Annotated in this window: 21 protein-coding genes; 16 read left to right on the top strand and 5 right to left on the bottom strand. The window is 69.5% G+C overall.

What is annotated here, in order from left to right:
- The first annotated feature begins 10 nt into the window (after positions 1-10).
- Genes SFB74_RS02190 through SFB74_RS02175 form a run of 4 tightly spaced genes read left to right on the top strand, consistent with a single transcriptional unit; the run spans position 11 to position 3,932 of the window.
- Positions 11-310, top strand: a complete 300-nt coding sequence (locus SFB74_RS02190; protein WP_432729028.1) for a (2Fe-2S)-binding protein — start codon at positions 11-13, stop codon at positions 308-310.
- A complete protein-coding gene (locus SFB74_RS02185; protein WP_432729027.1) occupies positions 307-1,710 on the top strand; it encodes an FAD-dependent oxidoreductase in 1,404 nt (467 codons plus the stop codon). Before SFB74_RS02190 ends, SFB74_RS02185 begins: the two co-directional genes overlap by 4 nt.
- Positions 1,707-2,861 (top strand): NAD(P)/FAD-dependent oxidoreductase, encoded by a 1,155-nt coding sequence (locus tag SFB74_RS02180; protein ID WP_432729026.1) that lies wholly within the window; start codon positions 1,707-1,709, stop codon positions 2,859-2,861. The genes SFB74_RS02185 and SFB74_RS02180 overlap by 4 nt, the downstream gene beginning before the upstream one ends.
- A 21-nt stretch (positions 2,862-2,882) precedes the next feature.
- Positions 2,883-3,932: an ABC transporter substrate-binding protein gene (locus SFB74_RS02175; RefSeq protein ID WP_432729025.1), complete on the top strand. Its 1,050-nt coding sequence runs from the start codon at positions 2,883-2,885 to the stop codon at positions 3,930-3,932.
- A gap of 7 nt (positions 3,933-3,939) precedes the next feature.
- On the opposite strand, the gene tet is transcribed toward SFB74_RS02175, so the two are convergent.
- Positions 3,940-5,160, bottom strand: coding sequence for a Tet(A)/Tet(B)/Tet(C) family tetracycline efflux MFS transporter (gene tet, locus SFB74_RS02170; protein ID WP_432729023.1), 1,221 nt, complete (start codon positions 5,158-5,160; stop codon positions 3,940-3,942).
- Positions 5,161-5,234: 74 nt separating this feature from the next.
- Between tet and tetR the strand changes: the two genes are divergently transcribed.
- Positions 5,235-5,927, top strand: coding sequence for a tetracycline resistance transcriptional repressor TetR (tetR, locus tag SFB74_RS02165; protein WP_432729022.1), 693 nt, complete (start codon positions 5,235-5,237; stop codon positions 5,925-5,927).
- A 9-nt stretch (positions 5,928-5,936) separates the two neighbouring features.
- On the opposite strand, the gene SFB74_RS02160 is transcribed toward tetR, so the two are convergent.
- Entirely contained in the window at positions 5,937-7,565 is a 1,629-nt protein-coding gene (locus tag SFB74_RS02160) for a GMC family oxidoreductase (RefSeq protein ID WP_432729021.1), read from the bottom strand.
- Positions 7,566-7,646: 81 nt separating this feature from the next.
- Positions 7,647-9,155, bottom strand: coding sequence for a CoA-acylating methylmalonate-semialdehyde dehydrogenase (locus SFB74_RS02155; protein ID WP_432729020.1), 1,509 nt, complete (start codon positions 9,153-9,155; stop codon positions 7,647-7,649).
- Positions 9,156-9,275: 120 nt separating this feature from the next.
- On the opposite strand from SFB74_RS02155, the gene SFB74_RS02150 reads away from it, so the two are divergent.
- The 6 genes from SFB74_RS02150 (at position 9,276) to SFB74_RS02125 (ending at position 14,428) form a co-directional block, all read left to right on the top strand.
- Positions 9,276-10,205: a LysR family transcriptional regulator gene (locus SFB74_RS02150; RefSeq protein ID WP_432729019.1), complete on the top strand. Its 930-nt coding sequence runs from the start codon at positions 9,276-9,278 to the stop codon at positions 10,203-10,205.
- A gap of 144 nt (positions 10,206-10,349) precedes the next feature.
- Positions 10,350-11,516, top strand: a complete 1,167-nt coding sequence (locus tag SFB74_RS02145) for an MlaE family ABC transporter permease (RefSeq protein ID WP_432729018.1) — start codon at positions 10,350-10,352, stop codon at positions 11,514-11,516.
- A gap of 163 nt (positions 11,517-11,679) precedes the next feature.
- On the top strand, positions 11,680-12,504 hold the full coding sequence (locus SFB74_RS02140; protein WP_432729017.1) for an ABC transporter ATP-binding protein: 825 nt from the start codon (positions 11,680-11,682) through the stop codon (positions 12,502-12,504).
- Positions 12,505-12,513: 9 nt separating this feature from the next.
- The gene (locus tag SFB74_RS02135; RefSeq protein WP_432729016.1) at positions 12,514-13,473 is read left to right on the top strand and encodes an MlaD family protein; all 960 of its coding nucleotides are present in this window, start codon (positions 12,514-12,516) and stop codon (positions 13,471-13,473) included.
- 31 nt (positions 13,474-13,504) lie between these two features.
- The gene (locus SFB74_RS02130; protein ID WP_432729015.1) at positions 13,505-14,179 is read left to right on the top strand and encodes an ABC-type transport auxiliary lipoprotein family protein; all 675 of its coding nucleotides are present in this window, start codon (positions 13,505-13,507) and stop codon (positions 14,177-14,179) included.
- A 27-nt stretch (positions 14,180-14,206) separates the two neighbouring features.
- Entirely contained in the window at positions 14,207-14,428 is a 222-nt protein-coding gene (locus tag SFB74_RS02125; protein ID WP_432729014.1) for a hypothetical protein, read from the top strand.
- Between the two features lie 6 nt (positions 14,429-14,434).
- Here SFB74_RS02125 and SFB74_RS02120 read toward each other — a convergent pair whose 3' ends face one another.
- Together SFB74_RS02120 and SFB74_RS02115 are read right to left on the bottom strand one after the other, a co-directional pair.
- Entirely contained in the window at positions 14,435-15,202 is a 768-nt protein-coding gene (locus tag SFB74_RS02120) for an SIR2 family NAD-dependent protein deacylase (RefSeq protein WP_432729013.1), read from the bottom strand.
- Positions 15,199-16,068 carry an IclR family transcriptional regulator gene (locus SFB74_RS02115; protein ID WP_432729012.1) on the bottom strand — a complete coding sequence of 290 codons (870 nt, stop codon included), beginning with the start codon at positions 16,066-16,068 and terminating at the stop codon, positions 15,199-15,201. Before SFB74_RS02115 ends, SFB74_RS02120 begins: the two co-directional genes overlap by 4 nt.
- A 146-nt stretch (positions 16,069-16,214) precedes the next feature.
- On the opposite strand from SFB74_RS02115, the gene SFB74_RS02110 reads away from it, so the two are divergent.
- The 5 genes from SFB74_RS02110 (at position 16,215) to SFB74_RS02090 (ending at position 21,436) form a co-directional block, all read left to right on the top strand.
- Positions 16,215-17,174: an MBL fold metallo-hydrolase gene (locus tag SFB74_RS02110; protein ID WP_093206905.1), complete on the top strand. Its 960-nt coding sequence runs from the start codon at positions 16,215-16,217 to the stop codon at positions 17,172-17,174.
- 61 nt (positions 17,175-17,235) lie between these two features.
- Positions 17,236-18,873, top strand: coding sequence for an FAD-dependent oxidoreductase (locus SFB74_RS02105; protein WP_432729011.1), 1,638 nt, complete (start codon positions 17,236-17,238; stop codon positions 18,871-18,873).
- A gap of 5 nt (positions 18,874-18,878) precedes the next feature.
- A complete protein-coding gene (locus tag SFB74_RS02100) occupies positions 18,879-19,088 on the top strand; it encodes a DUF2783 domain-containing protein (protein WP_432729010.1) in 210 nt (69 codons plus the stop codon).
- Positions 19,089-19,151: 63 nt separating this feature from the next.
- The gene (gene hmgA / locus SFB74_RS02095; RefSeq protein ID WP_432729009.1) at positions 19,152-20,465 is read left to right on the top strand and encodes a homogentisate 1,2-dioxygenase; all 1,314 of its coding nucleotides are present in this window, start codon (positions 19,152-19,154) and stop codon (positions 20,463-20,465) included.
- Positions 20,462-21,436: a Bug family tripartite tricarboxylate transporter substrate binding protein gene (locus SFB74_RS02090; protein WP_432729008.1), complete on the top strand. Its 975-nt coding sequence runs from the start codon at positions 20,462-20,464 to the stop codon at positions 21,434-21,436. Before hmgA ends, SFB74_RS02090 begins: the two co-directional genes overlap by 4 nt.
- Positions 21,437-21,496: the final 60 nt, after the last annotated feature.

Here is a 21,496-nt window from a genome sequence, read left to right as displayed (position 1 = left end):
GAAGACGACCATGACCGCACACGCATTGCTGCATCGCGTGGCCGAGAAGACCGGCCGCGAGGCCGTGCCCTTCACGCTCGACGGCGTGCCCGCGAGCGCGCTGGCCGGCGACACCGTGCTGACCGCCGTGCTCACGCAGTGCGGCCAGTTGCGCCGCAACGAGTTCAGCGGCCTGCCGCGCGCGGGCTTCTGCATGATGGGCGCCTGCCAGGACTGCTGGATCTCCACCAGCGAGGGCGAGCGCTTTCGCGCCTGCTCGACCTTCATCGCACCGGGCATGGCGCTGGTCACCGGAAGGGATGGCGCATGACGGCGCCGAGCGAAATCCGCCCCGTGATCGTCGGTGCCGGTCCGGCCGGAGTGCGCGCGGCCCAGACGCTGGTGGCGCACGGCCTGAAGCCCGTGGTGATCGACGAGGCCTCGCGCGCCGGCGGCCAGATCTACCGCCGGCCTCCTCCGAGCCTGGCCGCGCGCGACAAGCAGACGCTCTACGGCTTCGAGTCGAAGCGTGCCGACGCGGTGCACGCCGCCTTCGACGCGCTGCAGGGCCGCATCGAGCACCACCCCGACAGCCTCGCGTGGAACGCGCAGGACCAGGTGCTCGACGTGATGCACAACCCCACGCGCGGCAACCGCCGCGTGCCCTACAGCCACCTGATCGTCGCGACCGGCGCCACCGACCGCGTGCTGCCCGTGCCGGGCTGGACGCTGCCGGGCGTCTACACGCTGGGCGGCGCGCAGGTCGCGCTCAAGTTCCAGGGCTGCGCCATCGGGCGCCGCGTGGTGTTCATGGGCACGGGGCCGCTGCTCTACCTGGTGGCCTATCAATATGCGAAGGCCGGCGTGAACGTGGCCGCGGTGCTCGACACCGCGCGTCTCGCCGACCAGGTCGCCGCCGCGCCCGCGATGCTGGCGCAGCCTGCCGTGCTCGCCAAGGGCATGTACTACGTGGGCTGGCTGCGCGCGCACGGCATTGCGCTGCATGGCGGCGTGCGTCCGCTGCGCGTGCTCGGCGACGAGGCGCAGGGCCGCGTCACCGGCGTGGCCTGGCTCGACGGCGAGACCGAACGCACGATCGATTGCGATGCGGTGGGCTTCGGCTACGCGCTGCGCTCCGAGACGCAACTGGCCGACCTGCTCGGCTGCCGCTTCGACTACGCGCCGCTGCATCGCGCACACCTTCCGGTGCGCGACGCGGCGGGGCGCTCCAGCGTGGAGGGCGTGTACCTCGCGGGTGACGGCGCCGGCATCATGGGCGCGGACGCGGCCGAGTGGGCGGGCGAGCGCGCTGCGCTGGCACTGCTGCAGGACGCGGGCATCGCCATCGACACGGCGCGCGCATCCGGGCTCGAACACAAGCTCGACAAGCTCGCAGGCTTCCGCCGGGGCCTCGAACGCGCCTTCCCCGTGCCGCAGGACTGGGCGGAGAACGCGAGCGACGACCTCGTCATCTGCCGCTGCGAGAACGTCACCGCCGGCACGCTGCGCCAGACCATCGCCAGCACCGGCGCCGACGAGATGAACCGCCTCAAGGCCCTGTCGCGCGTCGGCATGGGCCGCTGCCAGGGCCGCATGTGCGGCGCGGCCGCTGCCGAAATCCTCGCGCACGCGACGCGGCAGCCGCTGCAACAGGTGGGCCGGCTGCGCGGGCAGGCGCCGATCAAGCCGATTCCGATCAGGCTCGTGCCGGTCGAAGGGAGCGGCGCATGAGTTCGATCAAGAAGCTGCGCACCGATGTCGCCATCGTCGGCGGCGGCATCGTCGGCTCTTCCGCCGCGCTGGCCCTGCGCCGCATGGGCCTCGGCGTGGTGCTGCTGGAGCGCGACCTCTGCGGCTCGCGTTCCAGCGGCGTGAACTACGGCGGCGTGCGCCGCCAGGGCCGGCCGGTGAGCCAGCTGCCGCTGGCGCAGCGCGCACACCGCATCTGGGGCGACCTGGCCGGGCTGCTGGGCACCGACGGCGAATACATCCGTTCGGGCCATTTCAAGATCGCGCGCAGCGAATCGGACATGGCCTCGCTCGAACGCTACCGCGCGCTGAGCAGCGACTTCGACCTGGGCCTGGAGCTGATCTCCGGCGCGCGGCTTCGCGAGCAGTGCCCTTGGCTCGGCACGCGCGCGGTGGGCGGCTCGCTGTGCGCGGAAGACGGGCAGGCCAATCCGCGACTGGTGTCCCCGGCCTTCGCACTCGCGGCGCAGCGCGCGGGCGCGCAGGTCTTCGAGCGCCACAAGGTCGACGAAGTGGCGCACGACGGCGCCATGTTCATGGTGCGCAGCGGCAATGCGCTCGAGGTGCAGGCGCCGGTGCTGCTCAACTGCGCGGGCGCATGGGCCGGCGCCATTGCGAGCCAGTTCGGCGAGACGCCGCCGATGTTTGCGCGCAGCCCGCTGATGGCAGTGACCGAGCCGGTGCCGCGCTTCATGAAATGGAGCCTCGGCGTCGAAGGCGGCGGCATCTACTGCCGGCAGGTCGAGCGCGGCAACGTGGTGCTGGGCGGCGGCACGGGCATCACGCTGGATGCCGAACGCTCGCGCGCCGAACGCGACGGCATCGCCACGCTCGCGGTGCAGGCGGTGGAGCTTCTGCCGGTGCTGCGCCATGCGCACATCATCCGCACCTGGGGCGGCACCGAGGGCTACCTGACCGACCGCGAACCGGTGCTGGGCCCCAGCCGCACCACGCCCGGGCTGTTCCACGGCTTCGGCTTCGCGGGCGCGGGCTTCCAGATCGGCCCGGCCGCCGGCGAGGTGCTGGCCGACCTCGCGCGCGACGGGCGCACCGAGACGCCCATCGACGCCTTCGCCATCGGGCGATTCGACGACGAGAAAACAGAAGAGTCCCTCACCGTTTCCCACACCTGAACCTGAATGGAGAGCATCGCCATGTCCCCGAAGTCCACGATCAGAACCCTCCCGCTCCTGGCCGCGCTGCTCGCGGCCGCCGGCATCGCCGGTGCGCAGACCAAGACCCTCTACATCGGCATGAACGGCGGCACGATGGAGAAGGCGTATACGCAGTACGTCTTCCCCGCCTTCGAGAAGGCCTACGGCGCGAAGGTGGTGGTGGTGCCCGGCACTTCCTCCGACATCCTCGCGAAGGCGCAGGCCAACAAGGACAGGCCGCAGATACACGTGATGTTCCTCGACGACGGCGTGATGGTTCGCGCCATCGGCATGGGCCTGTGCCAGAAGCAGAAGCCCAGCCAGTCGCTCTCCGAGATCTACCCGGCCGCGCGCTTCAAGGACGACATGGCCAGCGGCGTGAGCCTGGGCATGACGGGCCTGGCCTACAACGCCAAGATGTTCAAGGAGAAGGGCTGGGCCGCGCCCACCTCGTGGATGGACCTGGCCGACCCGAAGTACAAGGGCAAGGTGGTGTTCCAGTCGATGTCGTCGTCTTCCTTCGGGCTGCACGGCTTCCTGATGTTCAACCGCATCCAGGGCGGCAACGACAAGAACGTGGAGCCCGGCTTCAAGGCCTGGCCCACCTCCATCGGGCCGAACGTGCTGGAGTACATCCCGAGCTCGGCCAAGCTCTCGGAGATGGTGCAGACCGGCGAGGCGGCGATCTTCCCGCTGACGCCCACGGCCGTGGCGGCGATGAAGAGCAAGGGCATCCCGGTCGAGTACGCGCCGCCCAAGGAAGGCGCGGTGGTGCTCATGGTGGGCCAGTGCGTGATCGCCAACAACACCGAGCCCGAGCTGTCGCAGAAGCTCGCCGAGTTCCTGCTGAGCCCGCTGGCTCAAGCCAACGTGCTGCAGTACGGCGCCCAGATCCCGACCAACCCGAAGGCGCCGGTGGTGGGCGACGGCGTGGCGCAGGTGGCCGACATCAACAAGTGGATGAAGACGGCCGTGACCATCGACTGGGAAAGCATCAACGCGAACCGCCCGGCTTGGAACGCGCGCTGGAACAAGACGATAGAGAAGTGATGCTTCTTCAGCCGCGCGCTTCGCGCCTGCGCAGCAGCACCGGCATGCACAGCAGGTAGACCACCGCACCTGCCAGCCACACGATGCCGGGAAAGCGCACGCGGAAGGCGAAGTAGAGCTGGCTGATGAGCAGCGGCCCGAACACCGAGGCCAGGCTGGACAGGCTCGCGAGCACGCCCTGCAGCCGCCCCTGCTCTGCCTCGCCCACGCGGGCCGAGAGCATCGACTGCATCGCGGGCGCTCCGATGCCGCCCGTGCACAGGAGCGGCAGCAGCGCGAGCGCCATCCAGCCCTGCGTAGCGAAAGCCAGCAGCGCGTAGGCGGTGCAGTCGGCCGCGGTGCCGATGGCGATGGCAGCGCGCTCGCCCCATCGCTCGACCAGCGGACCCGCCACGAAGCCCTGCATCAGCGCCTGGATCAGTCCGAAGACCGCGAGCGAGACGCCGACCATGGTGCCGTTCCAGGCGAACTTGTCCTCGCCGTAGAGCACCCAGGTCGTGCCCGCGACCTCGCCCACCAGCATCAACACCGTGAACACACCGAGGATCGGCAGCAGCGCCGGGAAGCTCTTCGCCCAGCGCAGCGGCGCGAGCGGATGCAGCACGCCGCGATCGAAGGGCTGCGAAGCGAGCCTCGGCGGGCGCGATTCGCGCAGCAGCAGCAAGGCCGCGAGGAAGGTCAGTCCGTTGAGCACCGCAGCGGCAATGAACGGCAGCCGCACGCCGTGGTCGCCGAGCACGCCGCCCAGCGCCGGCCCCGCGATGAAGCCGATGCCGAAGCAGGCGCCCATGCGGCCGAACCAGCGCGCGCGCTGGTTCTCGGGCGTGAGGTCGGCGATGGCGGCGGAGGCCACCGCCATGTTCGCGCCCGTCATGCCGGCGATCGCGCGGCCCACGAACAGCAGCCACAGCGACGGCGCGAAGGCCATGAAGAGCGCGTCGATTGCGGCGCCCGCCACCGACACCAGCAGCACCGGACGGCGGCCGAAACGGTCGCTGAGCGCGCCGAGCACCGGTGCGCAGAGGAACTGCATCAGCGCGTAGAGCGAAAGAAATGCGCCGAAGCGCCAGCCGAGGTCGCCGGTGTGGCCGACCTCGCGCAGCAGGCTCGGCACGATCGGCATGACCAGGCTGATGCCGATCGCGTCGAGCGTGACGATCGCGAGGATCACGGCATGCGCATGGCGGCCGCTCGCGAAAGGGGTTGGGAGTGTGTTGTAATTTATCATTGATAAGGAATTATCAGCGATAAATTCCAGGCTGTGAAGTACCCTCCCCGGTCGACATCGGCACGCACATCGGAATGAAACTGGACCGCGAAGTGATCCTCGAGACGGCGCTCGCGCTGCTCGACGAGGTTGGAATGGACAAGCTCAGCACACGGCTGCTGGCGGAGCGGCTCGGCGTGCAGCAGCCCGCGCTGTACTGGCATTTCAGGAACAAGCGCGCACTGCTCGACGCGATGAACGGCGAGATCCTGCGCCGCGTGCACGAGCGCAAGCTGCCGCAGCCCGGCGAGACCTGGGACGCCTTCCTGCGCGAGAACGCGCGCAGCTTCCGCCGGGCGCTGCTGGCGCGGCGCGACGGCGCGCGGCTGCATGCGGGCTCCGAGCCCGATCCGGCCGACCTCGACATGGTCGAGGAACAACTCGCTTCCGTGGTCCGCCTGGGCCTGCCGGCGCCGCAGGCGATGACGCTGCTGATCGCGCTGGGCCGCTACACCGTGGGCTGCGTGCTGGAACAGCAGGCGACGCCGCCCGACGCGGCCGAGCAGCAGCAGGTGCTCGACGCCGCCGCAGCCTCACGGCCGCTGCTGGCCGAAGCCTTCGCCAACTACCGCCGGGCCGGGCCCGACGCGCTCTTCGAGATCGGCGTCGATCTCATGCTCGAAGGCGCGAAGGCGCGCATGGCGGGCAATGCGCCGGCCGCACGCCGCCGCGCGGCGATGGAGAACCCGCCGGCGGACGCGCCGAGGCCGCCCGCGCGGCGCCGATAGTCGCGCCGCTCAGCGGTTGTCTTCGACGATCCAGCCCGCGGCCTTCTCGGCCATCATGAGCGTCGGGCTGTTGGTGTTGCCGCTGGTGATGGTGGGCATCGCGCCAGCATCCACCACGCGCAGCCCCTTCACGCCGCGCACGCGCAGGCGCGAATCGAGCACCGCGGTCGGATCGTTGTCGGCGCCCATCTTGGTGGTGCCCACCGGATGGAAGATGGTGGTGGCGATATCGCCGGCCAGCCGCGCCAGGTCTTCGTCGGTCTGGTACTGCACGCCGGGCTTCCATTCCTGCGGCTTGTATTTCGCGAGCGCGGGCTGCTCGGCGATGCGGCGCGTGACGCGCAGCGACTCGGCCGCCACCTTGCGGTCTTCATCGGTGCTCAGGTAGTTGGGCGCGATGGCCGGCGCGTCCTCGAAGCGGTTGCTGCGGATGCGCACCGAGCCCCGGCTCGTCGGATTGAGGTTGCACACGCTCGCGGTGAAGGCCGGAAAGCTGTGCAGCGGATCGCCGAAGGCGTCGAGCGACAGCGGCTGCACGTGGTACTGCAAGTTGGGCCATTCGCGATCGGGCGAGCTGCGCGTAAAGGCGCCGAGCTGCGAGGGCGCCATGCTCATCGGGCCGCTGCGCTTGAGCACGTATTCGAGGCCGATCTTCGCCTTGCCGATCATCGACGAGGCCATCACGTTGAGCGTGGGCGCGCCCGAGATCTTGTAGACCGCGCGGATCTGCAGGTGGTCCTGCAGGTTTGCGCCCACGCCGGGCGCGTCGATCACCACGTCGACGCCGTGCTGCTTCAGCAACTCGGCCGGGCCCACGCCCGAGAGCTGCAGGATCTGCGGCGAGCCGATGGCGCCCGCGCTCAGCACCACTTCGCGCGTAGCCAGCGCCGTGACCTTCTCGGTGCCGTTCCACACCTCGACGCCGGTGCAGCGGCGCGTGCCGTCGGGCTGCGTCTCGAAGAGCAGGCGCGAGACCTGCGCGCCGGTCCAGAGCTCGAAGTTGGGCCTGCCGTAGCAGGTCGGGCGCAGGAAGGCCTTGGCGGTGTTCCAGCGCCAGCCGTTCTTCTGGTTGACCTGGAAGTAGCCCACGCCCTCGTTGTTGCCGCGATTGAAATCGGTGGAGTGCGGCACGCCGGCCTGCACCGCCGCTTCGGCGAATGCGTCGAGGATGTCCCAGCGCAGGCGCTGCTTCTCGACGCGCCACTCGCCGCCCGCGCCGTGCATCTCGTCGGCGCCCAGGTAGTGGTCCTCGTGCTTCCTGAAGGCCGGCAGCACGTTCTGCCAGCGCCAGCCTTCGTCGCCGGTGAGGTCGGCCCAGTGCTCGTAGTCGCGCGACTGGCCGCGCATGTAGATCATGCCGTTGATGCTGGAGCAGCCGCCCAGCGTCTTGCCGCGCGGATAGCGCAGCACGCGGCCGTTGAGGCCGGCGTCGGGCTCGGTGCTGTAGAGCCAGTCGGTGCGCGGATTGCCGATGCAGTACAGGTAGCCGACCGGGATGTGGATCCAGTGGTAGTCGTCCTTGCGGCCCGCCTCGATGAGCAGCACGCGCCGGTTCTTGTCGGCGCTCAGGCGGTTCGCCATGAGCGAGCCGGCGGTGCCGGCGCCGATGACGATGTAGTCGAATTGGGTGTCGCTCATGGCGTGCTGCCTTGTCTCTCTTTGTTCTGTTCGACGGGTTTTTCGACAAAAAAAGCGGCGCCCCTCGCGCCGCCCTGCATGCTACTTTGCCGTAGGCATGACGAACTCGGCACCCTTGCCGATGCTCTCCGGCCAGCGCTGCATGACCGACTTCTGCTTCGTGTAGAAGCGCACGCCCTCTTCGCCGTAGGCGTGCATGTCGCCGAAGAGCGATCGCTTCCAGCCGCCGAAGCCGTGCCAGGCCATGGGCACCGGGATCGGCACGTTGATGCCGACCATGCCCACCTGGATGCGGCGGCTGAATTCGCGCGCCACGTTGCCGTCGCGGGTGAAGCAGCTCACGCCGTTGCCGAACTCATGGGCGTTGACGAGGTCGATCGCGTCCTTGAAGTTGGCCACGCGCACGCAGCTGAGCACCGGGCCGAAGATTTCTTCCTTGTAGATGCGCATCTCGGGCGTGACGTGGTCGAAGAGCGTGCCGCCCATCCAGAAGCCGTCGCCGCAGCCTTCGCCCGCGGTGTTGCCGTCGAACTTGCGGCCGTCCACGAGCAGCTTCGCGCCTTCCTTCTCGCCTTGCGCGATGTAGCCGGTGATGCGCTCGTGCGCGGCGCGGGTGACGATCGGGCCCATCTCGGCCGCGAGGTTCTCGCCGTTGAGCACCTTCAGCGTCTTCGTGCGCTCGATGAGCTTGGGGATGATCTTGTCGGCCACGTCGCCCACCAGCACCGCCACGCTGATGGCCATGCAGCGTTCGCCGGCCGAGCCGTAGCCGGCGCCGATCAGCGCGTCGACCGTCTGGTCGATGTCGGCGTCGGGCAGCACCACCATGTGGTTCTTCGCGCCGCCCAGGGCCTGCACACGCTTGCCGTGGCGGGCGCCGGTCTCGTAGATGTAGTTGGCGATGGGCGTGGAACCGACGAAGCTGACGGCCTTGACGTCGGGGTGCTCCAGCAGCGCGTCGACGGCGGCCTTGTCGCCCTGCACCACGTTGAACACGCCGTCGGGCAGGCCGGCTTCCTTCAGCAGTTCGGCCATGCGCAGCGAGGGCGTCGGGTCGGTCGGGCTGGGCTTGAGCACGAAGGTGTTGCCCGCGGCGATGGCCACCGGGAACATCCACATCGGCACCATCACCGGGAAGTTGAAGGGCGTGATGCCGGCGACCACGCCCAGGGGCTGGCGCAGCGTCCAGTTGTCGATGCCGGTGCTCACCTGGTCGGTGAAGTCGCCCTTGAGCAGCTGCGGGATGCCGCATGCGAACTCGACGATGTCGATGCCGCGGCTGACTTCGCCCTGCGCGTCGGTGAAGACCTTGCCGTGCTCGGCGGTGATCATGTGGGCCAGCTCGTCCTTGTGCTCGTTGAGCAGCTGCAGGAACTTGAACATCACGCGCGCGCGGCGGATCGGCGGCGTGTCGGCCCAGGCCGGGAAGGCGGCCTGCGCGGCGGCAACGGCGGCGTCGACCTGCGCGGCGTCGGCCAGGCCGGCCTTGCCGGTGACGGCGCCGGTGGCGGGGTTGGTCACGTCCTGCGTGCGGCCGGAGGTGTTGGCGACGAGCTTGCCGCCGATGAAGTGGTCGATGGAAGTAGGCATGGGGAGAACCCTGAAAGAGGCTGTGTCCGAAGGAAGAGTGCGGCCAGTTTAGGCAGCGCGTTGTTCCTCGCCTAGTCACGAAGACTGAACTTATTGTTCAAAATAACGAACAATCGAACCATGAAACCCCAAAATATCGAGTCGCTCTGGACGCACCTGCACTGGCTCACGGTGCTGGCGCAACAGGGCAGCTTCACCGCCGCCGCGCTGCGCCTGGGCGTGAGCAAGGCGGCCATGAGCCAGCGCATCGCTGAGCTCGAGCGCGCCGCCGGCGCGCCATTGGTGCAGCGCACAACGCGCAGCGTGCGGCTCACCGAGGCCGGCCAGCGGCTGGTGGAGGACATGCGCGCGCCCTTCGAGCAGATCGCCCACAGCTTCGCCGGCGTGCGCGACCTCGCGGGCGTGCCGCGCGGGCTGGTGCGGGTGACGGCGCCGGTGGCCTTCGCACGCCAGCAGCTGGTGCCCAGGCTGGCCGACTTCCTGCGCGCGCAGCCCGAGGTGCGCATCGAACTCGACCTGTCGGACCGGCTCAGCTCGCTCGCGATGGAAGGCTTCGACCTTGCCATCCGCCACACGGCCGCGCCGCCCGACACGCACGTGGCCTGGACGCTGTGCGAAACCCGCTCGGTGCTGGTGGCCAGCCGCGCCTATCTGCGCCGCCGCGGCACGCCGCGCGAGCCCCAGGCGCTGGCCGGCCACGACTGCCTGCACTACCCGCGCGCGCAGGAAACACCGACCTGGCATTTCGAGACCAAGGCCTCGGCGCCGCGCATCACGGTGCCGGTGTCGGGCCCGCTGGTCGCCAACAACAGCGAGGCGCTGCGCGACGCGGCGCTCAGCGGCCTGGGCATCGCGCTGGTGCCCGACTTCAGCGCGCAGGCGGCGCTGCAGTCGGGCAAGCTGCAGCAGGTGCTGCCGCAGTGGCGCTCGGTGGGGGCCTTCGGCGAGCGCCTGTATGCAATCCGGCCCTACGCCACGCACGTGCCGCAGGCGGTGACCGCATTCGTGGGCTGGCTGCGCGAAGCCCTGTCCGATGGCTTCGCGCCCTGAAGAAAACATGAAGAAACGGCGTGGTGCCCTACGCAAACGAAGGGTCTGGCTCACCTTGACTCCGGATGCACGCGGTTACGATGCGCGCACCCGGACCGGGTTTTGTTAACTTTCCCGCTCACCCGCCTCATTTTTCATCCAGCCATGTCTCCCGCCCCATCGCCTGCCGACGCCTCCGCCGCCGACAGCGCGTGGCCCCGCGTCGGGCAACGTGAGCAGGAAGGCCGCCGGTGGACGGTGGCCAGCGGCCGCTGGACCACGCTGGCGATGTCGTCCAAGCCGGCCTGGCAGGCGCTGGCCGAGAGCCTGAAGGCGGCCCCGCCCGCCGACGACCGCGCCTGGGACCTGCGCCCCATCGAGCAGCTCGATCACATCGGCGCGCAGCTCCTGTGGGAGCACTGGCGCCACGAGTGGCCCGCCACCATCGAGCTGTCGCCGCAGCACAAGGCCGTGCTCGACCAGGTGGCGCAATACACCGTCGCCACGCCCGACGAGCCCTCGCCCTCCCTGAACGACCGCATCCGGGCGTTTTCGCACAACGGGCCGCGTGCCATGTACGTGATGCGCGACTTCACCGCGCTGATCGGCCAGCTCGCGCTCGACCTGTGCCGGCTGGCGCGCGCGCCGCACCGCGGGCCGTGGCGCGACTTCTCGGGGCACCTCTATCAGTTCGGCGCGACGGCGCTGCACATCACGGCGCTGGTCGGCCTGCTGATCGGCGTGGTGCTGGCCTACCTGATCTCGCAGCAGCTTCGCCAGTACGGCGCCGAGACCTTCGTGGTGAACATCCTCGGCCTCTCGCTGATCCGCGAGCTGGGGCCGGTGCTGGCGGCCGTGCTGATCGCCGGCCGATCGGGCTCCGCCATCACCGCGCAGATCGGCGTGATGCGCGTGACGGAAGAACTCGACGCCATGCGCGTGATGGGCATCCCGCACGGTTTCCGCCTGGTGATGCCGCGCGTGCTGGCGCTGGCCATCGCGATGCCGCTGATCAGCCTGTGGACCTCGATGGCCGCGCTCGCGGGCGGCATGCTGGCGGCCGACGCGGCGCTCGACATCTCGCCGGCCTATTTCCTCTCGGCGCTGCCGCGCGCGGTGCCGATCTCGAACCTGTGGCTGGCCATGGCCAAGTCGGCGGTGTTCGGCATCCTGATCGCGCTAATCGGCTGCCACTTCGGCATGAAGGTGAAGCCGAACACCGAGAGCCTGGGGCGCGGCACCACTTCGTCGGTGGTCACCTCGATCACGGCCGTGATCCTGGTCGACGCCCTCTTCGCCGTGCTCTTCAAGGGCATCGGCTTCCGGGCGTGAACATGACGTACTCCCCCAGTCTTCGCGCACTTCGTGTCGCTTCGCCAACCCCCTCGCCGGGGGCGACACCCGCGGCCCGGCAAAGCCGGTTCCGCGGTGTCCCTGGCCTCGGCCATGCGGTGTTCCCGGATCGCGCGCCTCTCTGGCGAAATGGAGCAGTCGGATGAGCATGCCCGTGCGCCCCGACACCGACGCCACCGTGGTAGACATCCGCGGCCTGTGGACCGTGTTCCAGAGCGCCGACGGCGAGCAGGTGGTGCATCGCGACCTGCAGCTGCACATCGACCGCGGCGAGGTGCTCTCGCTGGTGGGCGGCTCGGGCACGGGCAAGACGGTGCTGCTGCGGCAGATCCTCGGGCTGGAGAAACCGACGCGCGGACATGTCGAAGTGCTGGGCCAGGAACCCGGCGAGCTCAGCGCATCGGGCGCGGCCAACGTGGGCATGCTGTTCCAGCACGGCGCGTTGTTCTCGGCCTTCAGCGTGCTGGAGAACATAGCCTTTCCGCTGCGCGAGCTGAAGCTGCTGCCCGACGAACTCATCCGCCACGCGGCGCTGGTCAAGCTGCAGATGGTGGGCCTGGGCCCGCAACATGCCAACAAGAGCCCGGCCGATCTTTCGGGCGGCATGATCAAGCGCGTGGCGCTGGCGCGCGCGCTCATCATGGACCCGCCGCTGCTGCTGCTGGACGAGCCCACGGCCGGCCTCGACCCCGAGGCCTCCGACAGCTTCTGCGACCTGCTGCGCGGCCTGCACCGCGAGCTGGGCCTCACGGTGGTGATGGTCACGCACGACCTGGACACGCTGTTCGACCTGAGCACCCGCATCGCGGTGCTGGCCGACCAGAAGGTGATCGTCACCGGCGCGGCGCGCGAGGTCATCGCGTACCCGCATCCCTTCATCCACGAATACTTTCTCGGCGGGCGCGGCCAGCGCGCCCTCGAAGCGCTGCATGACAAGCCGGCCCCCGAGGGGGCCGCTGAAAGGTAGGTAGGCACCATGGAAAACAAGGCCCACGCCATCGCCGCCGGAGCCTTCGTGCTCGGACTGATCGCCGCGCTCGTCGCGCTGGTGGTCTGGTTCACGCGCGACAGCACCGTGCGCAACATCTACGAACTCTCCACGCGCGACGCCGTCAGCGGCCTGCAGCCGCAGGCCATGGTGCGCTACCGCGGCATCGCGGTGGGCAAGGTGGCGTCGATCGACTTCGACCCGAAGGTCAAGGGCAACGTGCGGGTGCGCATCACGGTCGACGAGCGCGTGCCGCTCACCACCTCCAGCTTCGCCACGCTGAGCTACCAGGGCGTGACCGGCCTGGCCTTCATCGCGCTGGACGACAAGGGCGAATCGACCGTCTCGCTCAAGCCGGACAACGACGACCCGCCGCGCATTCCGCTCAAGCCCTCGGTGCTGGCGCAGCTGCAGGACCGCGGCGAGGCCATCATCAACCAGGTCGAGGAAGTGACCAAGCGCGCCAACCAGCTGCTGAGCGACCCCAACCAGAAGCGCGCCGCCGATGCGCTGGAGAACATCGCGGCCGCCTCGGCCAGCGCCAACACGCTGCTCAAGACGCTGGACAACACGGTGAAGACCGGCCTGAACCCCGCGCTGACGAAGCTGCCCGACACCATGGCCTCGGTGAAGAAGGCCGCCGGCGACGTCTCTCGCGTGGCCAACAACTTCAACACCACGGTGGGCCGCCTGAACGCGCCCGACGGCCCGGTCGAGCGACTGAGCGACGGCACCAAGGCGCTGGCGCAGGCCGTGGATTCGTTCAACGCCGCCACGCTGCCGCGCGTGAACCGCGTGGCCGACGACACCTCGCACGCCGTGCGCCGGCTGGGCCGCGCGGCGGACAGCATCAACGACAACCCGCAATCGCTGCTGTTCGGCAACGGCGGCGCGGCCGCGGGCCCGGGCGAGCCGGGCTTCCACGCGCCGGCGGCGACGCGGCCCTGACTGGACTCGAAACGCGGGAGGATCACCGACCATGAACGCCATTCGCAAGACCCCTGCCGCCATCGCGCTCGGCTGCGCCCTGCTGCTGGCCGCCGGCTGCGGCGCGCTGCCCGACAAGCCCGCGCGCACCACGCTCTACGACTTCGGCCCCGGCCCGGCGATGCCCGCCGCGGCGAGTGCCCCGGCCAGCCTTCCCACGCTTTCGCTGGCCGAGTTCGAGAGCAATACGCGCCTGGAAGGCACGCAGATCCTCTACCGCCTGGGCTATGCCGATGCCAACGAGCTGCGGCCCTACGGCCAGTCGCGCTGGAGCCTGCCGCCCTCGCAGCTGCTGCGCCAGCGGCTGCGCGACACGCTCTCGGAACGCCGCATGGTGCTCGGCCCGGAAGAGGCCGCCACCATCTCGCGCGGCCGGGGCGAAACGCCGGACACGCTGCGCATCTCGCTGGACGAGTTCAGCCACTACTTCGAATCCGCGAGCGCCAGCGTGGGCCTGGTGCGGCTGCGCGCCACGCTGGTCCGCACCACGACCGGCGGCGACCGGGTGCTGGGCCAGCGCCTCTTCACGGTGCGCCGCCCCGCGCCCAGCGCGGACGCGCCCGGCGGCGTGAAGGCGCTGATCGCGGCCAGCGACGCGGCCGTGGCCGAGGTGGTGCAATGGGTGGATCAACTGCAGCAGCAAGCCCCGCAGCAGCCCCGGCAGTAGCCATTCAACGGACGGAGGATCGACACCATGAACGCAACACGCATCGTCGGCATCCTGCTGATCGTGGCCGGCATCGCATCGCTGGCCATGGGCAGCTTCAGCTTCACCAAGGAAACCCACCAGGCCAAGCTCGGGCCGCTGGAGTTTTCGGTGAAGGAGAAGGAAACGGTCAACCTGCCGGTGTGGGCCGGCGTGGCCGTGATCGTGGTGGGCGGAGCGCTGGTGCTGCTCGGGGGCAGGAAGGGCTGAGCCCCCTCAGCCTCTCGAGCCCGGCACACCCGCCAGCAGCTGCGGCAGCAGCTCTTCGGAAGTACCGCGCAGCACCACGGCAGCCGCGTCGTCCAGGTGCGGCAGCGGCTCCAGATTCAGCGTGATGAGCTTCGCGCCGTGCGACAGCGCCGTCTGCGGCAGCTCGGCCGCCGGGTAGACGATGGCGGTGCTGCCCACCACCATGAACAGATCGCACTCCTGCGCAGCCACCTGCGCGTCGAGCAGCACGCCGGCATTGAGCATCTCGCCGAACATCACCACGTCGGGCCGCGCGTGCGAACCGCAGCGCAGGCAGCGGTGAAAAGGCCATGGGCCGCTGCGGTTGCCGCAGCGGTCGCAGCGCCAACGGCGCAGCGAGCCGTGCAGCTCGAGCACATCCTGGCCACCGGCCAGCGTGAGCAGCCCATCGACGTTCTGCGTGACCAGCCGCGTGGCGGGACGCAGCCGCTGCAGCAGCGCAAGCGCGGTGTGGCCCGGGTTGGGCTGGGCCGACTCGATCACCGACTGGCGCTGCCCCCAGAACTTCGTGAAGCCCGAAGGGTCGCGCGCCAGGTCCTCGGCGTGCGAGAACTGCAGCGCGTTCTGGCTCTTCCAGAGGCCGTCGGCATCGCGGTAGGTGGGAATGCCCGAGGCGCGCGACAGGCCCGCGCCGGAAAAGACGACGATGCGCCGGGCATTGGCCAGCAGCTCGGTGGCGGCGCGGATGGGAGAGGAAATGGGAAAAGAAGAAATATCCGGTGTGACTGGCGTCATCTCTCTGTTCTGGGGGAATTGGCTGCTGCAGCCGCCTGCGCCGGCGTGGCGCCCAGGCGCTGCGACACGGTGTCGGCGCTGGCCTTGAGCGCGCGGGAGATCTCGCCGTCCCACGCAGTGTCGAAGATGCCGGCCGGGCCGATGGCGGTGACCGCGAGCACGATGGCGCCAGTGTGATCGAAGACCGGCGCCGCCATGGCGCTGACGCCTTCGATGACCTCGCCATCGGAACGGCTGATGCCATGCGCGCGCACTTCCTGCAGCTGGCGCTCGAAGTCGCTCCACGAGGGCAGCGGCTGCACCGGCGGCATGCCGGCCGTCGGGGCAGGCTCGGCGCCCTTGCGCTGCTTCTGGCGCTGGCGCTCTTCCTCGAGTAGCTGGCGCACCACGCCGGCATCGAGGTAGGCGGCGAACACGCGGCCCGAGGCGGTGTTCGTGAGCGAGAAAACCGTGCCGTGCCGCATGTTCACGTGCACCGGCGAGGGCGACTCGGCCGTGCGCACGATGGTCGCGCCGCGCGCGCCCCACACGGCCAGCGCCACGGTGTGGCCGATCTGCTGCGCCAGCTGGGCGATCAGCGGGGTGGCGATGTGCACCGGGTCGGCCTGCTGCAGGCTGATGAGGCCCAGTTGCAAGGCGAGCGGGCCGAGCAGATAGTGGCCGCTGGCGCGGTCCTGCTCGATGAGGCCCAGGCGCCCGAAGCTGACCATGTACGGGTGCGCCTTGGCGGCCGTCATGTCGGCCTCGCGCGCCAGGTCCTTCAGCGCCATGGGCCGGCCGTGATGCACCAGCGCGCGCAGCAGCTGGCCGCCGACTTCGATGCTCTGGATGCCGCGCTGGGCGCGGTCGTTGTCACTGGCTGCCATGGCCTGCCTCGCCTTCCGGTCGTTCGTTCATGAAGAAGGGATTAGACATTAACTGATCTGCGGCTTACACTGCGGCCATTCGTTAACTGCAAATTCGTTCGACTTAAACGAATTTCAAGATTCCACCCCCACCGACGGAGACACCGATGAGCCAAGCCAAGAAATTCGCCAGCCAGGCCGACATGGAAGAGAAGAAGGTCACCTTCAGCCAGATCTCTGAACACGCCTGGGCCTACACCGCCGAAGGCGACCCCAACACCGGCATCGTGATCGGCGACGACTGCGTGCTGGTGGCCGACACCCAGGCCACCCCCGCCATGGCGGCCGACGTGGTGCGCCGCATCCGCGAGGTGACCGACAAGCCCATCAAGTACGTGGTGCTCACCCACTACCACGCGGTGCGCGTGCTGGGCGCGGCCGGCTACGGTGCCGAGCACATCCTGGCCAGCCAGGACACGCGCGACCTGATCGTCGAGCGCGGCGAGCAGGACAAGGCCAGCGAGATCGGCCGCTTCCCGCGCCTGTTCCAGAACGTCGAGACGGTGCCGCCGGGCCTGACCTGGCCCACCATGACCTTCACCGGCAAGATGACGCTGTGGCTGGGCAAGCTCGAGGTGCAGCTGATCCAGCTCGGCCGCGGCCACACCAAGGGCGACACCGTCGTCTGGCTGCCGCAGGAGCGCACGCTGCTGTCGGGCGACCTGGTCGAGTTCGGCGCCACGCCGTACGCCGGCGACGCCTACTTCAAGGACTGGCCGCAGACGCTGGACAACATCGCCGCGCTCAAGCCCGTGGCACTGGTGCCGGGCCGCGGCGCGGCGCTGACCACGCCCGAGGCCGTGTCCGAAGGTCTCACCGGCACGCGCGACTTCATCTCCGACGTCTACGCCAGCGTGCAGGCAGGCGTGAAGGCCGGGCGCGACCTGAACGCGGTCTACAAGGAAACCTACGAGAAGCTCAAGCCCAAGTACAGCCAGTGGGTGATCTTCGACCACTGCATGCCCTTCGACGTGAGCCGCGCCTACGACGAGGCCTCGGGCCATGCCGACCCGCGCATATGGACGGCCGAGCGCGACGTCGAGATGTGGAAGGCCCTCGAAGGCTGATCACGGCGAGCCCTCCCCGAACGGGGAGGAGCAAGAAGACCAAAGACACGGAGACAAGTACGTGATCGACTATCAGAGCCTGCGCTTCGACTACCGCCGCCACGCCGACCAGGACGCGGCCACGCCTGCGCGCCACCCGGTGGTGATCGTCGGCGCCGGCCCGGTCGGGCTGACGCTGGCCATCGACCTCGCGCTGCGGCAGGTGCCCGTGGTGCTGCTGGACAACGACAACACCCTTTCGAGCGGCTCGCGCGCGATCTGCTTCGCCAAGCGCACGCTGGAAGTGTTCGACCGCCTGGGCTGCGGCGACCGCATGGTCGACAAGGGCGTGTCGTGGAACGTGGGCAAGGTGTTCTTCCACGACGAGCAGGTCTACCGCTTCGACCTGCTTCCCGAGCCCGGCCACGAACGCCCGGCCTTCATCAACCTGCAGCAGTACTACGTCGAGGGCTACCTCGTCGAACGCGCGGCGGCGCTGCCGCTGATCGACCTGCGCTGGAACAACAAGGTCACCGGCATCGAGCAGGGCGACGACGGCGCGGTGCTGACGGTGGAAACGCCCGAGGGCAGCTACCGGCTGCAGGCCGGCCACGTCGCCGCCTGCGACGGCTCGCGCTCCAACATGCGCCAGATGCTGGGCCTGGAAGCCAAGGGCCGCGTGTTCCGCGACCGCTTCCTGATCGCCGACATCACGATGGACGCGCACCTGCCCACCGAGCGCCGCTTCTGGTTCGACCCCTCGTTCCACCCCGGCCAGAGCGTGCTGCTGCACAAGCAGGCCGACGGCATGTGGCGCGTGGACTTCCAGCTCGGCTGGGACGCCGACCCGGTGGAAGAGCGCAAGCCCGAGAACATCACGCCGCGCGTGCGCGCCCTGCTCGACAGCATCGGCTTCGAGGGCGTGCAGTTCCAGATCGGCTGGGCCAGCGTCTACACCTTCGCCTGCCAGCGCATGGAGCGCTTCCGCCACGGCCGCGTGCTGTTCGCGGGCGACTCGGCGCACGGCGTTTCGCCCTTCGGCGCGCGCGGCGCCAACTCGGGCGTGCAGGACGCAGACAACCTCGCCTGGAAGCTCGCCGCCGTGGTGCAGGGCCAGGCGCCCGAGGCGCTGCTCGACAGCTACGCCAGCGAGCGCGAGTACGCCGCCGACGAGAACATCCGCAATTCCACCCGTGCGACCGACTTCATCACGCCCAAGAGCGAGGTGAGCCGGCTCTTCCGTGACGCGGTGCTGGAGCTGACGAAGCGCCACGCCTTCGCGCGCACGCTGGTCAACAGCGGGCGGCTGTCGGTGCCTTCGGTGCTGCGCGATTCGCCGCTCAACACGCCGGACGCCGACGCCTTCTCGGGCGCGATGGTGCCGGGCGCCGCCGCCGCCGACGCACCCGTGGTGCACACAGACGGCAGCACCGGCTGGCTGCTGCGCGAATGCCATGTCTCGCAGTTCACCGCGCTGGTGTTCGGCCAGGGCGAGGCGGCCGAGCGCAGCCTCGGCGAGCTGAAGGCCAGCGACCTGCCGTTGCACGTGGTGCGCGTCGAGGACGGCGCCAAGGGCAGCGAGCTCGCCACGCAGCGCTACGACGCGCGGCCCGGCACCGTGTACCTGCTGCGGCCCGACCAGCACGTGTGCGCACGCTGGCGGCAGCCTTCGGCGGCGGATATCCGTGCGGCCGTCGACCGCGCACTGGCAAAGGCGTGAACACCATGCAGCAGCATCAACAACAGCAACACCTGATCACCGCGCCGAACCTCGAGGCGCCCGACGACTTCTACGAAGCGCTCATCGAGGCGCACCAGGGGCTTTCCACGGAGGAGAGCCACGCCTTCAACGCGCGCCTCGTGCTCGTGCTGGCCAACCACGTCGGTTCGCTGACCGTGCTGCGCGAGGCCTTCGACGCGGCGCGCGCCGGCTGAGCGCAGATTCGCCCGGCCCGGAACACATTCCAACCTCATCGCGACTCCCGAAAGAGCAAGCACATGACCCAAGCAACCCCGTCCTCCGAACGGCGCTACCAGAGCGGCTTCGGCAACGAATACGCCTCCGAGGCAGTGCCCGGCGCACTGCCGCAGGGCCGCAACAACCCGCAGCGCGGCCCCTTCGACCTGTACACCGAGCTGATCTCCGGCACCGCCTTCACCGCGCCGCGCCACGAGAACCGCCGCACCTGGCTGTATCGCCGCCAACCCTCGGTGGTGTCGGGCCGCTACCAGCCGTACGCGCAGCCGCTGTGGACCACCGGCGCCGACCGCGAAGTCGCGCTGCCGCCGGAGCCGCTGCGCTGGCATCCCCAGCCGCTGGACGAGTCGGCGGCGAAGGCCGACTTCATCGACGGCATGCGCACCATCGCGGCCAACGGCGATGCCGAGTCGCAGGTCGGCATCGGTTCGCTGATGTACCTCGCGGGCCGCTCGATGGAGCGCCGCGCCTTCGTCAACGCCGACGGCGAGATGCTGGTGGTGCCGCAGCAGGGCCGCCTCGTCATCACAACCGAACTGGGCGTGCTCGACGTGAAGCCCGGCGAAATCGCCGTGCTGCCGCGCGGCATGGCATTCAAGGTCGCATTGCCCGACGGTCTCTCTCGCGGCTACGTCTGCGAGAACTACGGCGCGCACTTCCGCCTGCCCGAGCTCGGCCCGATCGGCTCGAACGGCCTTGCCAACGCGCGCGACTTCCAGGCGCCGGTGGCGGTCTTCGAAACGGAAGAAGGCGGCTACGAGATCGTCAAGAAGTTCGGCGGCCGCTTCTGGCAGGCGCCGATGAAGCAGTCGCCCTTCAACGTGGTCGCCTGGCACGGCAACCTCTCGCCGGTGAAGTACGACACGGCGCACTTCATGGTGATCGGCTCGATCAGCTTCGACCACCCCGATCCATCGATCTTCACCGTGCTGACCTCGCCCAGCGACACGCCCGGCACGGCCAACTGCGACTTCGTGATCTTCCCGCCGCGCTGGATGGTCATGGAGAACACCTTCCGCCCGCCATGGTTCCACCGCAACCTGATGAGCGAATTCATGGGCCTGGTGCTGGGCGAGTACGACGCCAAGCCGGGCGGCTTCAAGCCCGGCGGCGCCAGCCTGCACAACTGCATGGTGCCGCACGGCCCCGACGAGGAAGCCTTCGACAAGGCCACCCACGCCGACCTGAAGCCGCACAAGCTGGACAACACGCTGGCCTTCATGTTCGAGAGCCGCTACCGGTTCATCCCGACGAACTTCGCGCTCAAGAGCCCCGCGCTCGACACCGACTACGCCGACTGCTGGGCCGGTCTGAAAGACCAATTCAAGGCATGAAGACCGTGTTCACCCTCACACGCCGCGCGGCGGCCGTGGCCCTGCTCGCTGCACCTTTCTTGGCGCACGCCGCCGACTATCCGTCCAAGCCCATCCGCTTCATCGTGCCCTACACCCCCGGCGGCACCACCGACCTTGTGGCGCGCACGGTGGGCCAGAAGGTGTCGGAGAAGCTGGGCCAGCCGGTGCTGATCGACAACCGCGGCGGCGCGGGCGGCAACATCGGCATGGACGCGGTGGCCAAGGCCGCGCCCGATGGCTACACGATCGGCTTCGGCGCGATCTCGACCAATGCGCTGAACCCGCACATCTACAAGTCGATGGCCTTCGACCCGCGCAAGGACTTCACCGCCATCAGCCTGCTGGGCACCTCGACCATCGTGCTCGAAGTACCGGCGGCTTCGGCGGTGAAATCGGTGCCCGACCTGATCGCCGCCGCGAAGAAGAACCCGGGCATGCCCTACGCCACCGCGGGCGCCGGCACCTCGATGAACCTGGCCGGCGTGATGTTCGCGCAGATGACCGGCACGGATCTCGTGCACGTCGCCTACAAGGGCAGCGGCCCGGCCATCACCGACATGCTGGGCAACAACATCGGCGTGATGTTCGACAACCTGCCGGCCTCGCTGCCGCACATCCAGGCCGGCAAGCTGCGCGCGCTGGCGGTGGCGGGCCCCACGCGCTCGCCCTCGCTGCCCGACGTGCCGACGATGGCCGAGGCCGGCCTGAAGGGCTACGCGCTGGAGCCGTGGTTCGGCGTGTACGGCCCGGCGAAGCTGCCGGCGCCGGTCGTGAAGGCGCTGAACGAAGCTTTCGTCGAGGCGCTCGCGATGCCGGACGTGAAGGCCAAGCTGGCGCAGGCCGGCTTCTCGCCGCGCGGCTCGACCGCTCAGGAGCTGACGACGCTGACCGAGACCGAATACAAGCGCTTGGGCGACGTCGCCAAGAAGGCTGGCATGACCGCAGAGTAAAGCTCACCCCCAGGCTTGCCCACTTCGTGTGACCGCCAACCCCCTTCCGGGGGCAACACC

The organism is Variovorax xiamenensis, from assembly GCF_050916385.1.
Lineage (GTDB): Bacteria > Pseudomonadota > Gammaproteobacteria > Burkholderiales > Burkholderiaceae_C > Variovorax.
Note: the sequence above shows the minus strand (reverse complement) of the source record. Positions and strands in the feature narration are given on the sequence as shown.

What these genes read in the sequence shown, in the direction of transcription:
- SFB74_RS02190 (WP_432729028.1), top strand. Translation starts at nt 11, where the DNA reads ATGACCGCACACGCATTGCTGCATCGCGTGGCCGAGAAGACCGGCCGC.
- SFB74_RS02115 (WP_432729012.1), bottom strand. Translation starts at nt 16,068, where the DNA reads ATGGCAGCCAGTGACAACGACCGCGCCCAGCGCGGCATCCAGAGCATC.
- SFB74_RS02180 (WP_432729026.1), top strand. Translation starts at nt 1,707, where the DNA reads ATGAGTTCGATCAAGAAGCTGCGCACCGATGTCGCCATCGTCGGCGGC.
- SFB74_RS02120 (WP_432729013.1), bottom strand. Translation starts at nt 15,202, where the DNA reads ATGACGCCAGTCACACCGGATATTTCTTCTTTTCCCATTTCCTCTCCC.
- SFB74_RS02110 (WP_093206905.1), top strand. Translation starts at nt 16,215, where the DNA reads ATGAGCCAAGCCAAGAAATTCGCCAGCCAGGCCGACATGGAAGAGAAG.
- SFB74_RS02145 (WP_432729018.1), top strand. Translation starts at nt 10,350, where the DNA reads ATGTCTCCCGCCCCATCGCCTGCCGACGCCTCCGCCGCCGACAGCGCG.
- SFB74_RS02150 (WP_432729019.1), top strand. Translation starts at nt 9,276, where the DNA reads ATGAAACCCCAAAATATCGAGTCGCTCTGGACGCACCTGCACTGGCTC.
- SFB74_RS02130 (WP_432729015.1), top strand. Translation starts at nt 13,505, where the DNA reads ATGAACGCCATTCGCAAGACCCCTGCCGCCATCGCGCTCGGCTGCGCC.
- SFB74_RS02175 (WP_432729025.1), top strand. Translation starts at nt 2,883, where the DNA reads ATGTCCCCGAAGTCCACGATCAGAACCCTCCCGCTCCTGGCCGCGCTG.
- tet (WP_432729023.1), bottom strand. Translation starts at nt 5,160, where the DNA reads ATGATAAATTACAACACACTCCCAACCCCTTTCGCGAGCGGCCGCCAT.
- SFB74_RS02125 (WP_432729014.1), top strand. Translation starts at nt 14,207, where the DNA reads ATGAACGCAACACGCATCGTCGGCATCCTGCTGATCGTGGCCGGCATC.
- SFB74_RS02140 (WP_432729017.1), top strand. Translation starts at nt 11,680, where the DNA reads ATGAGCATGCCCGTGCGCCCCGACACCGACGCCACCGTGGTAGACATC.
- SFB74_RS02155 (WP_432729020.1), bottom strand. Translation starts at nt 9,155, where the DNA reads ATGCCTACTTCCATCGACCACTTCATCGGCGGCAAGCTCGTCGCCAAC.
- SFB74_RS02090 (WP_432729008.1), top strand. Translation starts at nt 20,462, where the DNA reads ATGAAGACCGTGTTCACCCTCACACGCCGCGCGGCGGCCGTGGCCCTG.
- SFB74_RS02185 (WP_432729027.1), top strand. Translation starts at nt 307, where the DNA reads ATGACGGCGCCGAGCGAAATCCGCCCCGTGATCGTCGGTGCCGGTCCG.
- tetR (WP_432729022.1), top strand. Translation starts at nt 5,235, where the DNA reads ATGAAACTGGACCGCGAAGTGATCCTCGAGACGGCGCTCGCGCTGCTC.
- SFB74_RS02100 (WP_432729010.1), top strand. Translation starts at nt 18,879, where the DNA reads ATGCAGCAGCATCAACAACAGCAACACCTGATCACCGCGCCGAACCTC.
- SFB74_RS02160 (WP_432729021.1), bottom strand. Translation starts at nt 7,565, where the DNA reads ATGAGCGACACCCAATTCGACTACATCGTCATCGGCGCCGGCACCGCC.
- hmgA (WP_432729009.1), top strand. Translation starts at nt 19,152, where the DNA reads ATGACCCAAGCAACCCCGTCCTCCGAACGGCGCTACCAGAGCGGCTTC.
- SFB74_RS02135 (WP_432729016.1), top strand. Translation starts at nt 12,514, where the DNA reads ATGGAAAACAAGGCCCACGCCATCGCCGCCGGAGCCTTCGTGCTCGGA.